This window comes from Photorhabdus machadonis (genome assembly GCF_052657765.1).
This window is the reverse complement of the sequence record NZ_CP199761.1, coordinates 2127484-2148488: the sequence shown is the minus strand read 5'-3', so window position 1 is coordinate 2148488 and position 21005 is coordinate 2127484. Positions and strand designations below refer to the sequence as shown.

Annotated in this window: 16 protein-coding genes and 1 tRNA gene; 11 read left to right on the top strand and 6 right to left on the bottom strand. The window is 41.7% G+C overall.

Going from position 1 to position 21005, the window contains the following annotated elements:
• From ACUN2T_RS10240 to ACUN2T_RS10230, 3 genes are all read left to right on the top strand, one after another.
• Positions 1 to 543 carry a carboxymuconolactone decarboxylase family protein gene (locus ACUN2T_RS10240; protein WP_445497364.1) on the top strand — a complete coding sequence of 181 codons (543 nt, stop codon included), beginning with the start codon at positions 1 to 3 and terminating at the stop codon, positions 541 to 543.
• A 28-nt stretch (positions 544 to 571) separates the two neighbouring features.
• Positions 572 to 1522, top strand: coding sequence for an ornithine cyclodeaminase family protein (locus tag ACUN2T_RS10235; RefSeq protein WP_445497363.1), 951 nt, complete (start codon positions 572 to 574; stop codon positions 1520 to 1522).
• An 86-nt stretch (positions 1523 to 1608) separates the two neighbouring features.
• Complete coding sequence (locus ACUN2T_RS10230) at positions 1609 to 2235, top strand: LysE family translocator (RefSeq protein ID WP_445497362.1); 627 nt, start codon at positions 1609 to 1611, stop codon at positions 2233 to 2235.
• Positions 2236 to 2536: 301 nt separating this feature from the next.
• Here ACUN2T_RS10230 and ACUN2T_RS10225 read toward each other — a convergent pair.
• Positions 2537 to 2624: transfer RNA gene (locus ACUN2T_RS10225), tRNA-Ser, on the bottom strand.
• A 215-nt stretch (positions 2625 to 2839) separates the two neighbouring features.
• Here ACUN2T_RS10225 and rcsD point away from each other — a divergent pair.
• Positions 2840 to 5530: a phosphotransferase RcsD gene (gene rcsD / locus ACUN2T_RS10220; protein ID WP_445497361.1), complete on the top strand. Its 2691-nt coding sequence runs from the start codon at positions 2840 to 2842 to the stop codon at positions 5528 to 5530.
• A gap of 4 nt (positions 5531 to 5534) precedes the next feature.
• Entirely contained in the window at positions 5535 to 6188 is a 654-nt protein-coding gene (gene rcsB / locus ACUN2T_RS10215; RefSeq protein ID WP_445497360.1) for a response regulator transcription factor RcsB, read from the top strand.
• 67 nt (positions 6189 to 6255) lie between these two features.
• Here the strand turns inward: rcsB and rcsC are convergent, their stop codons facing one another.
• Positions 6256 to 9102: a two-component system sensor histidine kinase RcsC gene (gene rcsC, locus ACUN2T_RS10210; protein WP_445497359.1), complete on the bottom strand. Its 2847-nt coding sequence runs from the start codon at positions 9100 to 9102 to the stop codon at positions 6256 to 6258.
• A gap of 171 nt (positions 9103 to 9273) precedes the next feature.
• Positions 9274 to 11901, bottom strand: coding sequence for a DNA topoisomerase (ATP-hydrolyzing) subunit A (gene gyrA, locus ACUN2T_RS10205; RefSeq protein ID WP_445497358.1), 2628 nt, complete (start codon positions 11899 to 11901; stop codon positions 9274 to 9276).
• A gap of 167 nt (positions 11902 to 12068) precedes the next feature.
• On the opposite strand from gyrA, the gene ubiG reads away from it, so the two are divergent.
• The 4 genes from ubiG (at position 12069) to yfaE (ending at position 16857) form a co-directional block, all read left to right on the top strand.
• A complete protein-coding gene (gene ubiG / locus ACUN2T_RS10200; RefSeq protein WP_445497357.1) occupies positions 12069 to 12791 on the top strand; it encodes a bifunctional 2-polyprenyl-6-hydroxyphenol methylase/3-demethylubiquinol 3-O-methyltransferase UbiG in 723 nt (240 codons plus the stop codon).
• 365 nt (positions 12792 to 13156) lie between these two features.
• Positions 13157 to 15448: a class 1a ribonucleoside-diphosphate reductase subunit alpha gene (gene nrdA, locus ACUN2T_RS10195; RefSeq protein WP_445497356.1), complete on the top strand. Its 2292-nt coding sequence runs from the start codon at positions 13157 to 13159 to the stop codon at positions 15446 to 15448.
• Positions 15449 to 15460: 12 nt separating this feature from the next.
• On the top strand, positions 15461 to 16591 hold the full coding sequence (gene nrdB / locus ACUN2T_RS10190; protein WP_445497355.1) for a class Ia ribonucleoside-diphosphate reductase subunit beta: 1131 nt from the start codon (positions 15461 to 15463) through the stop codon (positions 16589 to 16591).
• Complete coding sequence (gene yfaE, locus ACUN2T_RS10185; protein ID WP_445497354.1) at positions 16591 to 16857, top strand: class I ribonucleotide reductase maintenance protein YfaE; 267 nt, start codon at positions 16591 to 16593, stop codon at positions 16855 to 16857. The genes nrdB and yfaE overlap by 1 nt, the downstream gene beginning before the upstream one ends.
• 187 nt (positions 16858 to 17044) lie before the next feature.
• Here yfaE and ACUN2T_RS10180 read toward each other — a convergent pair whose 3' ends face one another.
• A complete protein-coding gene (locus ACUN2T_RS10180; protein ID WP_445497353.1) occupies positions 17045 to 17422 on the bottom strand; it encodes a type II toxin-antitoxin system YafO family toxin in 378 nt (125 codons plus the stop codon).
• 10 nt (positions 17423 to 17432) lie between these two features.
• A complete protein-coding gene (locus tag ACUN2T_RS10175) occupies positions 17433 to 18011 on the bottom strand; it encodes a hypothetical protein (RefSeq protein WP_445497352.1) in 579 nt (192 codons plus the stop codon).
• 543 nt (positions 18012 to 18554) lie between these two features.
• Between ACUN2T_RS10175 and ACUN2T_RS10170 the strand changes: the two genes are divergently transcribed.
• Positions 18555 to 19553, top strand: a complete 999-nt coding sequence (locus tag ACUN2T_RS10170; protein ID WP_445497351.1) for a Gfo/Idh/MocA family protein — start codon at positions 18555 to 18557, stop codon at positions 19551 to 19553.
• A 27-nt stretch (positions 19554 to 19580) separates the two neighbouring features.
• Here ACUN2T_RS10170 and ACUN2T_RS10165 read toward each other — a convergent pair whose 3' ends face one another.
• The gene (locus tag ACUN2T_RS10165; protein ID WP_445497350.1) at positions 19581 to 19838 is read right to left on the bottom strand and encodes a hypothetical protein; all 258 of its coding nucleotides are present in this window, start codon (positions 19836 to 19838) and stop codon (positions 19581 to 19583) included.
• A 441-nt stretch (positions 19839 to 20279) separates the two neighbouring features.
• Here ACUN2T_RS10165 and ACUN2T_RS10160 point away from each other — a divergent pair, with 441 nt between their 5' ends.
• Positions 20280 to 21002, top strand: coding sequence for a helix-turn-helix transcriptional regulator (locus ACUN2T_RS10160; RefSeq protein WP_445497349.1), 723 nt, complete (start codon positions 20280 to 20282; stop codon positions 21000 to 21002).
• Positions 21003 to 21005: the final 3 nt, after the last annotated feature.

Here is a 21005-nt window from a genome sequence, read left to right as displayed (position 1 = left end):
ATGTCTTTACTTACTTTACACTCAATTACTACTACACCTGAAAAGAGCAAGAGATTACTTCAGAGTTCCATTGATGATTTTGGCTGGGTACCTAACCAAAGTGGTTATATGTCGGAATCTCCTTCACTATTAGCCGCTTATCAACGCGCACATGATTTATTTATTGATAGCTCACTGAATGAAGAAGAAAAGGCCGTAGTGTGGATCACAACTGGGGTAGAAAATGGTTGTGACTATACCATTCAAGCACATGCTTTTATTGCCGTTCATAATGGTGTGGATAAAAAAACAGTTAAAGCATTAATTGAAAAAACCGATGATCTCTCCCCACGATTATTAGCACTGCGTGAATTCACTGTAGATGTTATTTACTGCCGGGGACAATTGAAAAGAAGTGCCATCGATTTGTTCTTAAGCCGTGGCTTCAGTAAAGAGAATATGTTGGATGTCGTGTTAGGTGTTTCTCAAAAGAATATGTCTACCATTCTCAATAGCATTGCCGGAACTGAAATTGATGATAATTTCAAGCTGGGCGACCTCTAACTGATCACGGATATTGAAAGGCATCAAGATGCTTTATGTCGATAAAGAAGCCGTTGTACGTTATTTGACAATGGAACTGAGTCTTAAACTAAGTGAAATAGCGTTTAAATTGCAATCGGAAAGAAAAGTAGAGCAACCTTTACGCAATATCGTGAAAGGCGAAGACGGTAGCTTAATGGGCACCATGCCAATTTATATAAAGGAGGGGCCATATAAAGGATTTGGGTTAAAGTCGGTGGTAGTGAAGTTTCAACATGATGGCAATAAGCCTTCACACGTTGGTAGTGTGCTGGTTTACGACGAGCCAGGTGTTTCAGGTATGGCTGTAGTGGATGCCGGAGCTATCACCGAAATTCGCACCGCAGCCGCTTCTGCTTATGCAACCCATCTTCTCGCTGCAAAAGATGCCAGCCGGTTGGCGATACTTGGCACGGGTCTACAGGCAAGAGCACATTTGCAAGCTATGCTATATGTTCGTCCTATTAAGAAAGTCACGCTATGGGGTCGCAGTGAGGAAAGATGCCATGAGTTTGCCACATGGTGTGATAAAACGCTCAACCTTGCTATTTCGATCAAAGCCTCACCTGCTGAGGCGGTGCTCAATAGTGACATTATTTGCACAACCACAGCATCACGAAACCCTATAATCAGTAGAGAAGAGTTACCGGCTAAATGCCATGTCAATGCCATCGGCGCTTCGGCACTGGGATTCCAGGAACTGAACGAAGATGTGTATAGCAATACTACCCTGTTTACTGATTCCAACGAATCGGTATTGGCGGCTTCGCAATCTGTCATTAAAGCACGGGAGAAAGGCATTCTCAGCGAATCAACGATTGGAATAGAAATAGGTACCGTTTCCCAATCTCATGTCCGTTTGCCTGGGCAAGGTGTTACTATATTCCAATCCGTCGGTTTGGCAGTCCAGGATATGGTATTTTCCCGGGAAGTCATTCGACAACTAACAAAAATGTCTTAACTATTTTAGGTGAAACTGTCACTTGCATACGCAAGTGACATTTCTGTGTTTAATTATTTCGATGTGTTATTTTTGAGAGGAAATATATGCTAGAAGTGTCACAAATACTCACTTATACAGCGGCACTTGCTGTTGCGGCCGCGATACCAGGCCCAGGTATGGCAGCCGTGGTTGCCAGAAGCGTGAATGGTGGTGCGTTAACTGCATTTAGTATGTTATTTGGCCTGGTTATTGGCGATCTCACTTATTTGTCTTTTGCTATATTTGGTTTGTCCATTATCGCGAACCACTTTGACACCTTATTTGCTGTTGTGAAATGGGGCTCTGCATTATATTTGAGTTATTTGGCATGGCAATTCTGGTTTGCAGATCATCAACCCATTGGTGACGGTCAATCAACAAATAAAAAAGAACTGGCGGCGGCATGTTTATCTGGTCTGACCATAACGTTAGGCAACCCTAAAACTATTGCCTTCTATCTTGCACTGTTACCTTTGGTCATTAACATGGAATCTATCTCGTTGCAAATCTGGGGTTTCATGTTGGTACCATTGACTATTTTTGTCTTACTCGCCGTGGGAGCGGTATTTATTTTCGGTGCCCTCAGTATTCGGCATCTGTTATCAAGCCAGCGCGCGCAACAGCTTATGTATAGGGGCGCATCGGTTATTATGTTAGGCGCTGCGGTCGCGATGCTGATTCAACAAGCTTAATTTCTTACTCTTTCTATGGTCTATTTCCACGGTTTTATTGAATAAGAATCTGTCTCAGCAAACGTTATGGTTGCCAATCATTCTCATCAATAAATCGTGGACACCACCAGAACACCAAAACCGGTACATATACTCAATATTTGAGATTCGGTAGGCCACCTACCTTTTGCTTACGAAAAAGGCTCTGATAGCAGCGCATCTATGAATGGGCACCTTACGGTCATGGAAATGGATTAATCATCAGTTGAGTGACATACCACAATGAAAAAACCCCATGCACAGTATGCATGGGGTTAGTATTTGGCGGAAGGATAGAGATTCGAACTCTAGGATGGTTTCCCATCGGCGGTTTTCAAGACCGCTGCCTTCGACCGCTCGGCCATCCTTCCATGGCGCAGAATTATGCTCTATAGCATGATAATATGTCTAGTCTTTATCGCAAAAATTCTGTTATTTTTTTACTGTTCGCTCAATCCTCGATCTACAATATCATTCCCTGCCCCGATCCTGCTAGAATTAACATAAATACATCGGATCATCAGATTCACCAACTTAACGAGCTCGCTAGCATAGCCAAGCAATTATTAAGGCTTTTACTCAACGAATGTATAACAAACAATCTCCTATTAATTCATCAACCATAAACCGTTACTATGGCCTGTTCATTGTTCTGCTTTTTGTTTCCCTGTTTTTATACAGCTATAACTACTTCAACGCCTGGCTGATGGGAAAAAAGTATGCGCTGAATAGCGTTTCAACCAAAATAGTATTACAGATAGAAGATTATCGTTACCACGCTAATGCTATCTTTGAACAAGCCAATATCTCATCTTTTAAACCACAGGAACCCGTTTCGCTAATGAAGCTACGGCCTGATGTTTACTGGCTTGAGAGTCGTTATCAAACTGTCGATACCATTATTTTTGGTCACCATAGCCCTGCAAGTGCAAAGTTGGCGCAACGCCTCTCCAATTATATGGAGATTTTGTGGGGTGCCCGCAATGAATACAACTCTATGTACTATCTGAATGGCAAAGATAACAGTCTGTTTCTGATAACAACTTATTCTATTCTTAAACCAGAATTAAGATTCAAAGAAAGTTATCTAACACTGACCGCCGAATCGAAACGTTCAGAAATGCTGATGCAATCCACAGCGTTAGATGAACGGGAAAATATTTCATCAATCCGCAAACTCAGTGGCGAGAATATCTATTTCTATACTTACCGGGCAACGTTCAATTCACCTGGGCAACTGGCAACCGTTATCGCTTTTGATCTGCCTATCTGTCATCTTCTTCCTATGGATATGGTGGCAAAAAACTTCAGCTTATTGTCTGACGACACACAAAATCCCCATGAAACGAATAAAGTGAATATCTCGCAGAATGGCTTCTGGCTCGAATTTTCTCAACCGCTCAAGGGTACGCAATACAAACTACTGTATCGGATATCACTTAAATATTTACTGATCGATTTATTATACAGAAACGTCTGGCTATTACTGGCTGATTCAATCTTTATTATCCTGTCCTTGGGTGGCCTTATTTACATTCGTAGAAAATATATTGCCCCAAATGCACTTATGAATCACGAGCTACAAATCAAAGATGCATTAAGTCACGAAATTATCTCCAACATCCCGATTGGCTTACTGATTTATGATTTCTCAATAAATCAGATAATTATGAGCAATAATATTGCCGATCATCTGTTGCCTAATATAAACTTAAATAAAATCAAGATGATGGCAAAACAGCATCATGGCGTCATTCAGACATCCATTGACGATGCAGTCTATGAAATTAAAGTGTACAGCATCCACTTGTTGCCAGAGACTTATCTGTTTTTACTGCAAGATAAAGACCAGGAAGCATTAATTAACAGGCGCTTACAACTTGCCCATCTGGAACACGATAAAAGCGTACAAGCCCGGCGTTTTATGCTGACTAATATTCGTTCTGAGTTAAAACAACCAATAAAGGAATTAAATAACATCGCTTGCCAACTTAAGCAAATGCTCATAGAAGAAAATAGTGATTATACCATCGACAACTTATTAGCTAAATCCGCAGATATATCCGATTGGATAGAAAACATCTCATTACTCAATGAATTAGAATCAGGTGACTGGCAAGCAAAAAATGAGCCGTTTTCATTATCATCCACATTAGAAGATATTCTTAAAGAAGTATTTCCAAAGATGAATAATAAGGGATTAAATTATTATTATCATTGTAATATTAATCCTGAATCACTATTTATCGGTGATGGCTTCATCATCCGTAAAATCGTCCTGATGTTGGTTAATTATGCAATCACGATCACATCTTATGGGAAAATATCACTCATAGTTAATTATTCTCAGGAAGACAAAAATCACATCCAGATCGAATTAATGGATACAGGTTCCGGACTTAATTCAAAAGAATTGACTAATTTGAATTACCCATTTTTAATCAAAACAACCGGCGATAAATATCAATCCAATTCAGGAATGACCTTTTATCTATGTAATCAATTGTGTAAAAAATTAAATGGTCATTTTACTATAAATAGCCAACCCAGCCTTGGGACACATTACGCTATCAGCCTACCCTTGATAATCGACCAAGACCAATGCCCACAGCTACTGGAAGACATTACCGCTTTACTGGATATCAGCAACACTGAAATCTGTCAGATTACACAAAATCACCTGAATCATTATGGTGCAGCTTACTTTGATAAAAAGAAAGAAAATATGAGCAGAGAATACGATATCATATTGACAGATAAGCCGTATAACTCAGCAAAATCGACTATATTATTGGTTGATGATCTGGCTGGCTTTGAGCAGATAAAACCTGACTATATTCGGTGTAATTACAATCTAAGCGAAGCTGTTATTAATGCCATTTCGTCATTAATTGAGAGAAGTTTCAGTTTTAACGAATTGGATGCCGATTCAGAAATGTCAGTATTTAACGATAAAAATACTGATTACGATTTTGGCAATGTTATAAATAGTTATCAAAAACAACTGGCTGATAGCGATTACCGACAATTATTTATCGAGACAGTACCGATAGATATTAATAAACTGTATACTGATATAGAGCAATATGATTTGGTATCACTTTCGCAAACAGCACATCGCCTGAAAGGCGTCTTTGCTATGTTAGACTTGGAATTCCTCAAACTTTCTTGCGAAACGCTGGAACAACGCATAACAGACAGTAACAAAATAGAGATTAAAAATAGTATTAGCCACATTGATGCCATCGTCAAACGGCTATTGCAGCAGGGTAACTAATAAGATGAATAACCTTAACGTCATTATTGCTGATGACCATCCAATTGTTCTGTTTGGCATCCGCAAATCACTTGAACGGCTTGACTGGATCAACGTTGTAGCCGAGTCTGAAGACTCCACTACATTGATCAACAATCTGTCCTGTATTAAAGCAAACGTACTGATCACTGATTTATCCATGCCCGGCAACACCTATGGTGATGGGATCAATTTGATTAAATACATCAAACGCCACTATCCCAGGCTATCAATCATTGTTCTAACCATGAACAATAATCCAGCAATTTTAAGTGCTGTACTTGAACTTGATATTGAAGGAATAGTCTTAAAACAAGGAGCACCAACCGATTTACCTGATGTACTGACTGCCCTGAAACAAGGGGAAAAATTTATGCCAGAGAGCGTTTCCGAACTGTTGAAAAAAGTGACGAAAACCCCCTACGGCGACAAACCATTATCACAAAAAGAGAGCGAGGTCATACGCCTGTTTGCCCAAGGCCTCCTGGTAACAGACATTGCAAAAAAACTCAATCGCAGTGTCAAAACAATCAGCAGCCAGAAAAAATCAGCAATGGTAAAGCTAGGAGTCAATAACGATATTGCGCTACTCAATTATCTTGCTTCTGTCGCTGTCAATACGGATTATCATGCTCAGTAAATACGGTCCGTTATTTTAATATGAAAGTCATTCTGATGCCCGGCAGCTACTTGTACCGGGCATTATTTCAGGTGCCAATATGCCTGACCTCACTCAGCATTTGTCTAAGCGTAACCAGAGAAACAGGCTTAGACAAACAGTCATTCATTCCTGCGTCAATACAACGTTGCTTTTCTTCTGCAAGTGCATTTGCCGTAATACCAATAATCGGCAGCTCATACTCTGCATTCCGCAAATGCGTTGTCAACGTATAGCCATCCATATTAGGCATATTGACATCCGTCAGAATGATATCAACACGCCCTTTCTTCAAATATTCCAGCGCGTCTAATCCATCATTCGCCATCGCTGTCTGAAAACCAATAGATTTCAACTGGTCAGTCAATAAATGACGGTTGATAGGATGATCATCCACCACCAAAACCATAATAGTATTAAACTGGGTAATCGTATCAAACGAGGTGTTTGCCGGTGAAACAAGCGATACGGTATTCAACATCTCGTTGTTACCCTGTGAAATCAACCTCTCAATCAGTATAGGCAAATCATGCAAATGATAAGTATTATGCAGCCAATAGCTTTTTCTGATTTGTTCCGGCGAGCCAATATAGTCCGTCGATAACTCAACACAAACATATACAGGGGAAGTCACGGCATCAGAGAAATCACTGATAGTAATTTCACTGCCATCGGTGTTCTGACCACTATATAAAACAATGTGTAAACCATGATGAATCAGAAGACGCTGTAAAAAATCCTCAAGATAAAGATTACGTATAGCCAAAATAACTTTTTGCTGACGCGCATTCGTTAGCTGAATTTTTGGCTTATATTTCGCGTTGTATAAAGGCAAACGGATAGAGAACATACTGCCTATCCGTGGCTGTGAAATCACTTCAATATCACCATCCATCAGGTTGATCAATTTTTCACAAATTGCCAAGCCAAGACCCGTTCCCTGAGATGAGCTTTCCGTATTTGGCATTATTTGAAAAAACGGATCAAACAACTGAATCAGCGCTCTATCAGAAATGCCGACTCCCGTGTCCTTTATTCTAACGTACAAGTAATCGCTATCCACTGCCACATGGATAATCACACACCCGGTATCAGTGAATTTAATCGCGTTATTTAACAAGTTAGATATAACCTGCTGCAATCGAACAGGATCATTGCGGATATAATCCGGTACATCCGGTTCGATATAACAATATAAGGTCAACGGCTTTTTCACAATTAACGGCAGATAGTTAGAAATAACATGAGAGATAACTTCCTGACAGGAAAATTCTCTGGATTCAATTTTGAGCTGTTTAGATTCAATCTTTGAGAAATCGAGAATATCACTGATAATTTTCAGCAACAGCGCTGAAGAGTTACTCATTGTTGATAACAAACGGACAGACTCAGCAGGCAATGAATGGGCCTGTAACAACTCCAGATTGCCAATAATACCGTAAAGAGGCGTTCTCAATTCGTGGCTGACCGTGGCCAAAAACATCGATTTAGAGTAGTTAGCCTGTTCTGACGCCAATGCCATTTCCTGTAATGATTTTTCCATCCGTACACGGACACTGATATCAACCAATACACAAATTGCCACCTCTTCATTTCTGTAACGGGAATGGACAAAACTGATTTGCAAATGATGATGATTACTGGTTACCACATCGACATAACTGCTGGTTCTATCACAAATAATATGAATAATACGTTCCCGGTCTTCATGAGTCAGCATTCTCAAATAATTATGAGCCAACTCATTACTCAGAATATTACTGCCATCACTTACCCGCAATATACTGATCCCAACCGGGGCTGAAGCGACAATTTTATGATTAAACTGCTCATGCTCCTCCAGACGAATGGCATTTTCTTCAGCCGGAACAAACATCTTGCGCTCAAACAGATACACCAAAGTAATAATGACAAAAGCAGATAGCACATTAAGCACAATACTGCTAATAATCTGTAGCTTAAAACCCTCGAAAATGTTTTTCAGTGGGAGCGCGTAAATGATACTGAATGAAGATGGCATTAGCCGACGTTTTAACAATAAATCAGTAAAATTATCATCATAGCCAAAATAAGGTGCTTCCAGCTGATAATCGGCATAATGAAGTTGGTACTCATCATTTGCCGGATAGTGCAAAACAGGTTGATTACTGCGATTTAATAAGGTTATTGAAATCGGACGATCTTGTCTTTGAATAAAAGTATCTAATCTGATGAACTGTTCAATGCCTATCATTGCAACCATCTGACCATTGACATATACCGGTGCCAACACATAGAGATGACCGCTATCAGATCTTGCTCCAGGCATAACCCAATAAACATGTCGTTCTTTACCCTGATCTTTCAAGCTAATCAGTCTGCGTGAGTTCTCATAGACTATTTTTTTCAGCGTATCAGGTTCAGTCGTGGTATTACGAATGGAAAAATTCACCATACACATACTTTTCGTTCCCACAAGGAAAACCTGATTCAAACCCTGAGGAGCAGCAAGATTATCTTTCCAGTAAAAGATCAGGTTATTCAACGAATTTAAATAACTATGGGTATTTTCACGAAAGGTATGGCAATCAGCGCTTTGATTCAAAGGATGATAAGAAAACGCCGGGTTATTATGTGGAAAATCGAGAATAGCAATTTTTTCATTAGAATTCAGTAAATGCTTTTCTGTCATATATTGAATATCCCGCAGAACACTTGCTGTATGACGCACATAAGAGAGTGTGGAATCATAATTAGCATTGTATTCTTGCCGGATATCAGACTTCACTTCATTAAAAATGTTAACCAGGTAAAAAGCCGTTAATAAGGCACCCAACGCCCACAACATAAAACCAAGCACCCGAAAAAGATAACGGGATATTTTCAGCGATGTACGAAAAGAAGAAAGATATCTCAAAAGGCTACCTGATAACAACGAACATCATTCAATGTAATTAGTGACAGGATATACCAGAGTGCAAGGATCACAAAGAATCACCTGTTGCATATTTCGATATTAATCAAAATCTTTAAAAAAAAACAGGCACCGAAGTACCTGTTTCTTAATTGAGTGAAAAAATGTCTTCACTTAAACCGGGTCAGTTGACGCGATGTTGCCAGCATCAGGTGAATGGGTATTATCGCTTCCCAATTCCCCCCCTTCTTCTACCAGCTCATCTTCATCATCTTCAGGTTCAGCAACCCGTTGCAAGCCGACAACTTTCTCATCCTCAGCGGTACGAATCAGTGTTACACCCTGAGTATTCCGGCCAACAACGCTGACTTCAGAGACCCGGGTACGCACCAATGTACCCGCATCAGTAATCATCATAATCTGATCAGTGGGATCAACCTGAATTGCGCCGACCACATTACCATTACGCTCGCTGACTTTAATTGAGATAACCCCCTGAGTTGCACGGGATTTGATTGGATACTCGCTTTCAGCGGTACGTTTACCGTAACCGTTTTCAGTGACTGTCAAAATTTCCCCTTCTCCACGCGGGATAATCAGGGAAACAACTTTGTCTTCGCCACTCAGTTTGATACCACGTACACCGGTGGCTGTACGTCCCATTGAACGAACAGCACCCTCTTCAAAGCGGACAACTTTACCATCAGCGGAGAACAGCATGACTTCGTTACTGCCATTAGTCAGGTCAACACCGATCAGCTCATCACCTTCGTTGAGATTAACCGCAAGAATACCGGCACTGCGCGGACGGCTGAAATCTTGTAACGCCGTTTTCTTCACGGTCCCACTGGCCGTAGCCATAAAGACATACAGCCCTTCGTCATATTCACGCACCGGTAGAATCGCCGTAATTCGCTCATCTTGCTCCAGCGGCAAAAGGTTCACAATCGGACGGCCGCGGGCACCACGGCTGGCCTCAGGTAATTGATAAACCTTCATCCAGTACAAGCGGCCACGGCTGGAGAAGCACAGGATCGTATCGTGAGTATTCGCCACCAGCAGCCTTTCAATGAAATCTTCTTCCTTGATACGGGCGGCGGATTTCCCTTTACCACCACGGCGTTGCGCTTCATAGTCAGACAATGGCTGATATTTGACATACCCCTGATGTGACAATGTGACAACAACATCTTCCTGATTAATTAGATCTTCGATATTGATATCAGCGGTGTTCTCCGTGATTTCAGTACGGCGGGCGTCATTATACTGCGCTTTGACTGCCAACAGCTCTTCACGGATCACCTCCATCAGGCGCTCCGGGTTTTCCAGAATGAACATTAATTCACTGATTAATGTCAGCAATTCACGGTATTCATCCAGTAATTTTTCATGCTCAAGGCCAGTCAGTTTCTGCAAACGCAGATCCAGAATTGCCTGTGCCTGTTGCTCGGTCAGATAATATTTACCTTCATGCACGCCATATTGGGGTTCCAACCATTCAGGGCGGGCAGCATCATCACCGGCGCGCGCCAGCATAGAGGCAACATTGCCTAACTCCCACGGTTGAGCAACTAATGCGGCTTTTGCCTCAGCTGGCGCCGGCGCACGGCGAATCAGTTCGATAATCGGATCGATATTCGCCAGCGCCACCGCCAATGCTTCAAGAATATGGGCACGCTCACGGGCTTTACGTAATTCAAAAACGGTGCGACGGGTGACGACTTCGCGGCGGTGGTTGACGAACGCAGAAAGAATGTCTTTCAGATTCAGCAGCTTTGGTTGCCCCTGATGCAGAGCCACCATGTTGATACCAAAAGAAACCTGAAGCTGAGTCAGGGAATAGAGGTTATTCAAAACCACTTCACCCACTGCATCACGTTTCACTTCGATCACAATACGCATGCCGTCTTTATCAGATTCGTCACGAAGAGCACTAATCCCTTCGATGCGTTTTTCTTTCACCAGCTCGGCCATTTTTTCAATCAGGCGGGCTTTGTTAACCTGATAAGGAATTTCGTGAACCAGGATAGTTTCACGGCCATTTTTCTCATCAACTTCGATTTCAGCACGGGCACGGATATAAATTTTACCGCGACCAGTCCGGTAAGCCTCCTGAATACCCCGGCGACCATTAATGATCGCCGCTGTCGGGAAATCCGGACCGGGAATATACTGCATCAGCCCTTCAATGCTGATGTTTTCATCTTCAATATAAGCCAGACAACCATCAATAACTTCGGATAAGTTATGGGGAGGAATGTTAGTCGCCATACCCACTGCGATACCGGAGGAACCGTTGATCAACAGATTAGGTACTTTGGTCGGCATAACTTCCGGGATCTGCTCTGTACCATCATAGTTCGGTACAAAATCGACAGTCTCTTTTTCCAGATCCGCCAGCAGCTCATGGGCAATTTTCGACATACGCACTTCGGTGTAACGCATCGCCGCGGCTGAATCACCATCGACTGACCCAAAGTTACCCTGTCCATCTACCAACATATAGCGCAGGGAAAACGGCTGCGCCATACGAACAATCGTGTCGTAGACCGCGCTATCCCCATGTGGGTGGTATTTACCGATGACGTCGCCAACAACACGGGCAGACTTCTTGTAGGGTTTATTCCAATCATTTCCCAGTACACTCATTGCGAAAAGTACGCGACGGTGTACCGGCTTCAGTCCATCTCGAACATCTGGTAATGCGCGCCCGACAATAACAGACATCGCATAATCCAGATACGAGCTCTTCAGCTCTTCTTCGATATTAACCGGTGTGATTTCTCTGGCAATGTCGCTCATGAAGCCCACTATCCCTCATAATTCCGGATTCAAAGGTTTAGAACTATACCACAAATCAACAGTTTTATAAAAATCAGATGCGGGTATTTAAAAATTAAGCCATGTATACTATGCCTAAAACAGAGTAAATCCACCTGTAAAACCAGTTTAAGGAGCGACAACCGCTGATGAACGTTAAAACCCCCGCCGCAACAAGCAATGTTGACCAACAGGAAATAGAGAAATTTGAAGCGGTTGCTTCCCGCTGGTGGGATTTGGACGGTGAATTTCAGCCACTGCATCGGATTAACCCACTGCGCCTGAATTATATTTTGCAGTGTTCCGGCGGCATTTTCGGTAAGAAAATTCTGGATGTGGGTTGTGGCGGCGGCATTTTGTCGGAAAGCATGGCCCGTGAAGGGGCGGAAGTGACCGGGCTTGATATGGGTACTGAGCCGCTTCAAGTAGCCAGACTGCACGCCCTTGAAACAGGCATCCCTGTGACTTATGTACAGGAGACCGTGGAAAGCCACGCAGAAAAATATCCACAGGCTTATGATATCGTCACCTGTATGGAAATGCTGGAGCATGTTCCAGACCCACAATCGGTTGTCCGTGCCTGTGCGCAGTTAGTCAAACCCGGCGGACACGTCTTTTTCTCTACCATTAACCGCAACAAAAAAGCCTGGTTTATGGCGGTAATCGGTGCGGAATATATTCTGAAAATGGTGCCTAAGGGAACCCATGATGCGAAGAAATTTATCCGCCCATCAGAATTAATAGGCTGGATTGACAGAACGCCACTGCAAGAACAGCACATTATCGGCCTGCATTATAATCCGCTAACAGATAAATTTAACCTCGGGCACAATGTGGATGTTAATTATATGTTACACACTCAGTATGTCTGACATATTCATCTGATCGATGAATAAAACGGCAAATAAACCCTATTTTCAGGAATTTTTTCACTCATTTTTGACGGTGTTCTTGCCAAGGTAACCGCTAGTAATGATGCAGGCTTCCGGCTTTTTAATAAATTTAGTCCTCAAGTTATCCACAAAAATCCGTGTTTTTGTACACTTGATAAAAGCTGTTTTTAACATTATCTTGTTGTCATTATTTAGTGTACCCCCTACATATTGTGTTCCTTAACATTCCATTACCACTACTCTCTCGTTGGTTTCTTCACCACTGAGGAGATTATGTTTTGGTCTTGTAAAGACACAAAGCAGGTGGGAGCAAGTCTGAAAGTAAATGTAAGGTATGCCTGTCCATGAACCATAGTCTGCTAGTAACAAAGCGTGATGGCCACAAAGAACGAATTGACCTTGAGAAAATCCACCGGGTTATTAATTGGGCAGCCGACGGTCTGAAAAATGTCTCGGTATCACAAGTAGAACTGCGTTCTCAAATCCAATTTTACGACAGTATCAAAACCTCAGATATTCACGAGACGATGATTAAAGCTGCCGCAGACCTTATCTCCGGTGATGCGCCAGACTATCAGTATCTGGCAGCCCGCCTGGCAATCTTCAACCTGCGTAAAAAAGCCTACGGTCAATTTGAGCCACCAGCCCTGTATGATCACGTCTCCCGTATGGTGGAAATGGGCAAATATGACAAGCACTTGCTGGCAGACTACTCGAAAGACGAATTCGAGCAAATGAATGAGTTTATTGACCACTGGCGTGATATGAATTTCTCTTACGCAGCGGTCAAACAGCTCGAAGGTAAATATCTGGTTCAAAATCGTGTTACCGGTGAAATTTATGAGAGCGCCCAGTTTCTTTATATTCTGGTAGCCGCCTGCCTGTTCTCCGGTTATCCGAAAGAAACCCGTCTGGGCTATATCCGTCGTTTTTACGACGCGGCTTCCACATTTAAAATTTCCCTGCCAACCCCCATCATGGCAGGCGTGCGCACCCCTACCCGTCAATTCAGCTCCTGCGTGCTGATTGAGTGTGACGACAGTCTGGACTCGATTAATGCCACTTCCAGCGCTATTGTGAAATATGTTTCCCAACGCGCCGGTATTGGCATCAACGCGGGCCGTATCCGTGCGTTGGGCAGCCCAATCCGTAACGGTGAAGCTTTCCACACCGGCTGTATTCCGTTCTACAAACATTTCCAGACAGCGGTAAAATCCTGTTCACAGGGAGGTGTCCGTGGCGGTGCCGCGACGCTGTTCTATCCGCTATGGCATCTGGAAGTTGAAAGTCTTCTCGTACTGAAAAACAACCGGGGCGTTGAAGGCAACCGTGTTCGTCATATGGACTACGGCGTACAGCTCAACAAATTAATGTATGAGCGTCTGATCAAAGGTGAAGATATTACCCTGTTCAGCCCATCTGACGTCCCTGGATTATATGACGCATTCTTTGCTGATCAGGATGAATTTGAACGCCTGTATACTCACTATGAGCAGGACAGCAATATCCGTCAGCAGCGCCTGAAAGCGGTTGATCTCTTCTCCCTGATGATGCAGGAACGTGCTTCCACCGGACGTATCTACATTCAGAACGTAGACCACTGCAACACTCACAGCCCATTTGACCCATCAGTCGCCCCTGTGCGCCAGTCAAATTTGTGTCTGGAAATTGCACTGCCAACCAAGCCATTGAATGATATCAATGATAAAAACGGCGAAATCGCGCTGTGTACACTGTCCGCATTCAACCTGGGCGCAATTGAAAATCTTGATGAGCTGGAAGAACTGGCAGCTCTGGCTGTCCGTGCGCTTGACGCCCTGCTTGATTATCAGGACTACCCGATCATTGCCGCAAAACAAGGGGCAATGGGTCGCCGTACTTTAGGTATTGGTGTCATCAATTACGCTTACTATCTGGCAAAACATGGCGCGCGTTATTCAGATGGCAGCGCTAACAACCTGACGCACAAAACATTTGAAGCTATCCAGTATTACCTGTTGAAAGCTTCTAATGAGCTGGCGAAAGAGCAAAGCCCTTGCCCATGGTTTAAAGAAACCACCTATTCTGAAGGTATCCTGCCTATCGATACCTACAAAAAAACGCTGGATACACTGACCAATGAACCACTGCACTATGACTGGGAAGCATTGCGCCGTGATATCAAACAATATGGTCTGCGTAATTCAACATTATCCTCTTTGATGCCGTCAGAGACATCCTCACAGATCTCTAACGCCACCAACGGTATTGAGCCGCCTCGTGGTTACATCAGCATCAAAGCATCGAAAGATGGCATTTTACGTCAGGTTGTACCGGAATATGAACGTCTGAAAGGCGCTTATGAACTCCTGTGGCAAATGCCGGGTAATGATGGCTACTTGCAGTTGGTTGGTATCATGCAGAAATTTATCGATCAGTCGATCTCTGCCAATACCAACTATGATCCGACACGTTTCCCTAGTGGAAAAGTGCCGATGAATCAACTACTGAAAGATTTGCTGCTCGCCTACAAATATGGTGTGAAGACACTGTATTACCATAATACACGTGATGGTGCGGAAGACATTCAGGGTGACCTGGAAGAAGTCGTGGAATCGGCTGATTCCGATTGTGAAGGCGGCGCGTGTAAGATTTAATTTGAGGAAGTTATGGCCTATACCACCTTTTCGCAGGTAAAAAACGATCAGTTACAGGAACCGATGTTCTTTGGTCAGCCGGTAAACGTAGCCCGTTATGACCAGCAAAAGTACCCTATTTTCGAGAAACTGATCGAAAAACAGCTCTCTTTCTTCTGGCGACCGGAAGAAGTTGACGTATCTCGCGATCGCATTGACTACAATGCGTTACCGGATCATGAAAAGCATATTTTTATCAGTAACCTGAAATACCAAACGCTGCTGGACTCTATTCAGGGTCGCAGCCCGAACGTGGCGTTTCTGCCCTTGATCTCCATTCCTGAGCTGGAGACTTGGGTTGAAACTTGGTCTTTTTCCGAGACGATTCACTCACGTTCTTATACGCACATCATCCGTAATATCGTTAACGATCCGGCGGTTGTGTTTGATGATATTGTCACCAATGAAGAAATTCTGAAACGTGCGAAAGATATTTCCGCTTATTACGATGATCTGATTGAGATGACCAACAACTATCAGTTGCTTGGTGAAGGAACGCATCAAGTTGCGGGTAAAACCATCACGATCAGTCTGCGTGAACTGAAAAAGCAATTGTATCTATGCCTGATGAGCGTTAACGCACTGGAAGCGATCCGCTTCTACGTCAGCTTTGCCTGTTCATTTGCTTTTGCCGAACGCGAACTGATGGAAGGTAACGCTAAAATCATCAAACTGATTGCCCGTGACGAAGCACTGCATCTGACAGGCACTCAGCATATGCTGAACCTATTGCGCTCTGGTCAGGATGACCCGGAAATGGCTGAAATTTCCAAAGAGTGTGAACAACAATGCTACGACCTGTTTGTTCAGGCGGCGGAGCAAGAAAAAGAGTGGGCGGATTACCTGTTCAAAGAAGGTTCAATGATCGGTTTGAACAGAGATATTCTGTGTCAGTATGTTGAATACATCACCAATATCCGTATGCAGGCTGTTGGGTTGAAACTGCCATTTGAAACACGTTCTAACCCAATTCCGTGGATTAATTCCTGGCTGGTATCTGATAACGTTCAAGTCGCGCCACAGGAAGTTGAAGTCAGTTCCTATCTGGTTGGTCAGATTGATGCTGAAGTTAACCCTGACGATCTGAGTGATTTTGAACTCTGATGGCAAGCTATAAAGTAACCCTGCATGGTATGCAGGGTTATCATATTCACAGCTCTCCTGAGCTGCATAACAGTCTGCTGGAAGCGCTGGAACAAGGCAAAATACAGGCTGAATATCAGTGCCGTGAAGGTTATTGCGGCTCCTGCCGTGTCAGATTGGTAAAAGGTAAAGTAGGCTATCGGCGTAAACCACTGGCTTTTGTTAATGAAGGCGAAATTTTACCCTGCTGCTGTCATCCACTCAGTGATATTGAGATCGAGCTTTAGTATTCAAGTAGAATGGAACTCCTCTGCCCTACGTTCAAGCTCTGCAAGAAATGATGTCTTTGTGCTTCACTAGTCCTTCGCCACCATCAAGCTGGACAGGGAACTTTCACCCCTGAGCGGCTAAGCATGCCCGGCACACTAAGCAAAAACCCGCTGAAAATGCGGATTTTTTAGTTTCAACAATATTTCAGATGTTTTGAAAATCTTCGGCGCGGTCAACCAGTACAGCGAGAAATGATGTCCGGGCCAACTCATAAGCATTAGGACTCATGATACTAATAATTTGATATTTTGACGGGTCACACCAGTGCCGCGTATAAACTAAATAACTGTTAGATTTTCGTGCAGCGGGCGGTAAATGACCAGGCCAAAGTGTTTCACCAGGCAGTTTGATGTGGATTTTAAAAACATAAGATTGACATAGAGATGCATGCTCTTCCCGGCGCCCTTCATCACCAAAAATAGCCGGAAGAGATCCGCCATTTTTCCAATCCTGCAAAATTTTCGCATATTGCCGGGCTACCGTGGGGATTTCGATATCTTTGTGAATAGAAACGTAGATCACTGCATCCCCTTTAGTAGAAAGCTGGGACTTCCAAACCTAAAGCGATATGCTCGGCACGAATAAGCTCATGAACTGCATTTTTATCCATGTCATGCCCTACACTTGATACTTTATTAGGGACATGAGTACTCTTAACGAAAGCAATAATTTCTTCTAATGTATAACGCAGGTCAGCAGAGGCCCGACCAAAACGCGTAATCATGCTGCGTAGCTCAGTGCTGGTTTCAGGAACGGATGTTAACGCGACTTTTGCAGCTTTAATAAAATTGGCGCAGATAATAATGTTTTTAGTTAAGTAGTGAAGGTTGTCCTTCGCAAAACTTGACATACTTTTATCGTCAATAGGTATACACTTTGATTCCCACTCGGATCGCAGGTTTTTCAAATTGAATCGCATCCGATTAACCATATTCGCGACAAAATCGGTTGCTTCTTCGATAGGAAGAAAAACAACGGAATCATTAACCTGTTGTAATGTAAATGTGTTTTTAGCGCTAGTGATAGCATCATGATACCCTATGCTATCCGCAGGTACGGGGGCCATAGCGATAGCCATTGCTGCTGCCATAGATGTGATTTTATTACTCATACATACCCTCTCAATGATTTGTTTGAAAATTTACCCATCCAATATTTACCATAAAAATTGCCTATTTATCAGTGAAATAAACCAAAGTGGTAAATATAAGCTCATGTAAAATGAAAAATATTACCACCTCATTTGCAAAGTAAAAATAATCCGCTACGAACAGGCTTATGTTAATCAAGGCCATCCCGGTATACCAATTATAAATGCTGTAAATTCGGCGATCAATTCACCAAATTTCTGGTGACAAAAAAATACTCTGGTCGAAAAGCTCACGAAATCACATTTCGTTAGGCTGGTATTGACTATATCAATCAAAGACTATGACTGATTAGCGCAAAACAACTACCGTAAAAATAGCCCCATTGAAATCGCCTGAATTAATATTGGGTAAAAATCATATCAACTTACTTGCTTCAAAAACAGAAAGCATGTTATATACATGAACATTCGAGATAAAAAATGTGATAAACCAGATTTAAACTATAACCTTCATCAATGTTTTATTAATAAACAATTCGACATAAATATATTAGGAAAATAAAAATGGAAAAAACAATAAAATGGGGAATTATTGGTTGTGGTGATGTTACTGAAGTAAAAAGTGGCCCTGCTTTTTATAAATTAGATAATTCTGAATTAGTTGCAGTAATGAGGCGCAATGCTAATTTAGCAGAAGATTTTGCTAAAAGACATCATGTCCCTAAATGGTATTCTGATGCGAACTCACTGATTAATGATAAAGACATTGATGCCGTATATATTGCAACACCACCCTCTACACATAAAGAATATACTATTTTGGCTGCTAAGGCGGGTAAAGCGATATATGTAGAAAAGCCTATGGCATTAACATTCGAAGAATGTAATGAAATGATAGCGACTTGTAAATCACAAAATGTCCCATTATTTGTTGCTTATTACAGAAGAGCATTACCGAGATTTTTAAAAATCAAAGAATTAATTGAATCAGGCGCGATAGGAACGCCAAGAATAGTAAGTTGTATACTTTACAGAGAGATAGAACCCTGCTATCAGGACCCTCATCATTTACCTTGGGTTGTTAAACCAGAAATTTCCGGTGGTGGATTATTTGTTGATTTGGCATGCCATACTCTGGATATATTAGACTTTCTTTTGGGGAAAATTATTTCTGTCAAAGGGCATGCAAATTCACAAGGAAATGCTTATCCTGCCGAAGATTGCGTATCAATGTCATTTATGTTTGAAAATAATATTCAAGGTGTAGGTATATGGAATTTTGTTTCGAATGCCAGAGGGGATAATGTTGAAATAATTGGTAACAAAGGAAAAATATCTTTTTCTACCTTTGGAAATTCAGCCATTTCATATTATGACGAAAATAATAAATTACACCAATTTAATATTAACAATCCAGAGCATATAGAAATGCCATTGATTAATACGATAATTAATGAATTACAAGGAAAAGGTTTTTGCCCTTCAACAGGAGAATCAGGCTCACGAACCAGTTGGGTAATAGACCAAATATTAAAAGATTATAGAATGAATAATTATTTATAAGTAATTTATTTTTAAAAAATATACTGATTAAAGTGGAACAAGATATATGAAAAAGGCAAAGGTGGTATTCAGGTTGGAACTGATAATGGATTGACCGACAACCCGTTGGACTACTTTTTTCCAGTCACCATGGCTGATTTGGGGTAATTTCGCTTTTGTCGGATCGAGTTTAGTACCATCAGCCACTTTATCCCATCCCATATAGGCCGCCATTACGTGTTCTGATTGAATTTTTAGGATCGTAGTATAAATCTCAAGACGTTCTTTTGAAATGTATTGTTCCATGCTGAAGCCTATTTTGAAAAAACGATAGAATACCGTCAACGGAGCGGTTTGTAAAAATAACTTGACTTCAATCAGTGATAGATTTAACGCACACGCGTTAAGGCGGAGCCGCCTCTACGTAGTAGAGGTCTCATGCGAAAATAGTTATATGGAAAAGCCACCTTCTTATAAACTGCCGTTATGAAATCCATTCTCATAATTAGATATATAACACACCAAAAACAAGAGAAAAAAACAACTACCATTCTGTAATAATTCATTAAACATATAATCAATAATAAAAATTTTACACAATATAAAATATTAGCATATCGACGATATCTATAAGAACGGTAAAAAAGAGACGCCCCCTTTAAAACCCATAAACATAATTATTCATTGTGTCGTAAAAGTGATAACCTTACATGGAAGTTATCCAGTTTAATCATGATGGGTGAAATTATGAAAGATAAAACGATGAGTTTCTCTGTAAACAAAGATCTGGATGTTCATTCAAAAAGCTTTGATGCTTTTATATCATACATGGAAAACAGTAACGACCTTTGGATTATAAAAGATAGTGAATCTCGATTCGTCTATGCTAATGATGTTGCACTCTATTACAGCGATCTTCCTAAGGGTTTTAACATAGAAGGTAGGCTTGATAGTGAATGTCCAGCTCCGTGGTCTGAGGTTGCAGATATTATACAAGCTAACGATAAAAACGTAATGACGAGTCAAAAAACCATCCCGGTACTAAACACCTTCATTTATGGAGGGAAAGAAAAAATGATCCAGCCGTTTCTAGCTGATCTTACACCACTAATGAAGGACGGAAAATGCGTTGGGGTTGTTGGACACGGTAAAAAACTTGAAATTTATTCCATGTACCATTTTGAAAACAACAGGCATCCTGACTCATTAACCTTTGGTACACCAACTGATTTATTTACTGATAGAGAGTTCGATATAGTATTTTTTGCTTTACAATCACTAAGCGCTAAAGATATATCCAAAAAATTAGGTATCACCTACAGAACAGTACAAAGTAGGCTACAGATAATTTATCAGAAAATAGGAATAAACTCATTAAAACAATTAAAAGAATATTGTAGGGCTAAGGGATATGATAACTATGCTCCTACCAGATTTATTAACCCTAATCCCTATATACCTCTAGCATAACAA

Coding starts and splice junctions, on each gene's coding strand:
- ACUN2T_RS10165 (WP_445497350.1), bottom strand. CDS start 19,838: ATGGAACAATACATTTCAAAAGAACGTCTTGAGATTTATACTACGATC.
- ACUN2T_RS10170 (WP_445497351.1), top strand. CDS start 18,555: ATGGAAAAAACAATAAAATGGGGAATTATTGGTTGTGGTGATGTTACT.
- gyrA (WP_445497358.1), bottom strand. CDS start 11,901: ATGAGCGACATTGCCAGAGAAATCACACCGGTTAATATCGAAGAAGAG.
- ACUN2T_RS10160 (WP_445497349.1), top strand. CDS start 20,280: ATGAAAGATAAAACGATGAGTTTCTCTGTAAACAAAGATCTGGATGTT.
- rcsB (WP_445497360.1), top strand. CDS start 5,535: ATGAATAACCTTAACGTCATTATTGCTGATGACCATCCAATTGTTCTG.
- ACUN2T_RS10235 (WP_445497363.1), top strand. CDS start 572: ATGCTTTATGTCGATAAAGAAGCCGTTGTACGTTATTTGACAATGGAA.
- ubiG (WP_445497357.1), top strand. CDS start 12,069: ATGAACGTTAAAACCCCCGCCGCAACAAGCAATGTTGACCAACAGGAA.
- nrdA (WP_445497356.1), top strand. CDS start 13,157: ATGAACCATAGTCTGCTAGTAACAAAGCGTGATGGCCACAAAGAACGA.
- ACUN2T_RS10175 (WP_445497352.1), bottom strand. CDS start 18,011: ATGAGTAATAAAATCACATCTATGGCAGCAGCAATGGCTATCGCTATG.
- yfaE (WP_445497354.1), top strand. CDS start 16,591: ATGGCAAGCTATAAAGTAACCCTGCATGGTATGCAGGGTTATCATATT.
- ACUN2T_RS10230 (WP_445497362.1), top strand. CDS start 1,609: ATGCTAGAAGTGTCACAAATACTCACTTATACAGCGGCACTTGCTGTT.
- ACUN2T_RS10240 (WP_445497364.1), top strand. CDS start 1: ATGTCTTTACTTACTTTACACTCAATTACTACTACACCTGAAAAGAGC.
- nrdB (WP_445497355.1), top strand. CDS start 15,461: ATGGCCTATACCACCTTTTCGCAGGTAAAAAACGATCAGTTACAGGAA.
- rcsD (WP_445497361.1), top strand. CDS start 2,840: ATGTATAACAAACAATCTCCTATTAATTCATCAACCATAAACCGTTAC.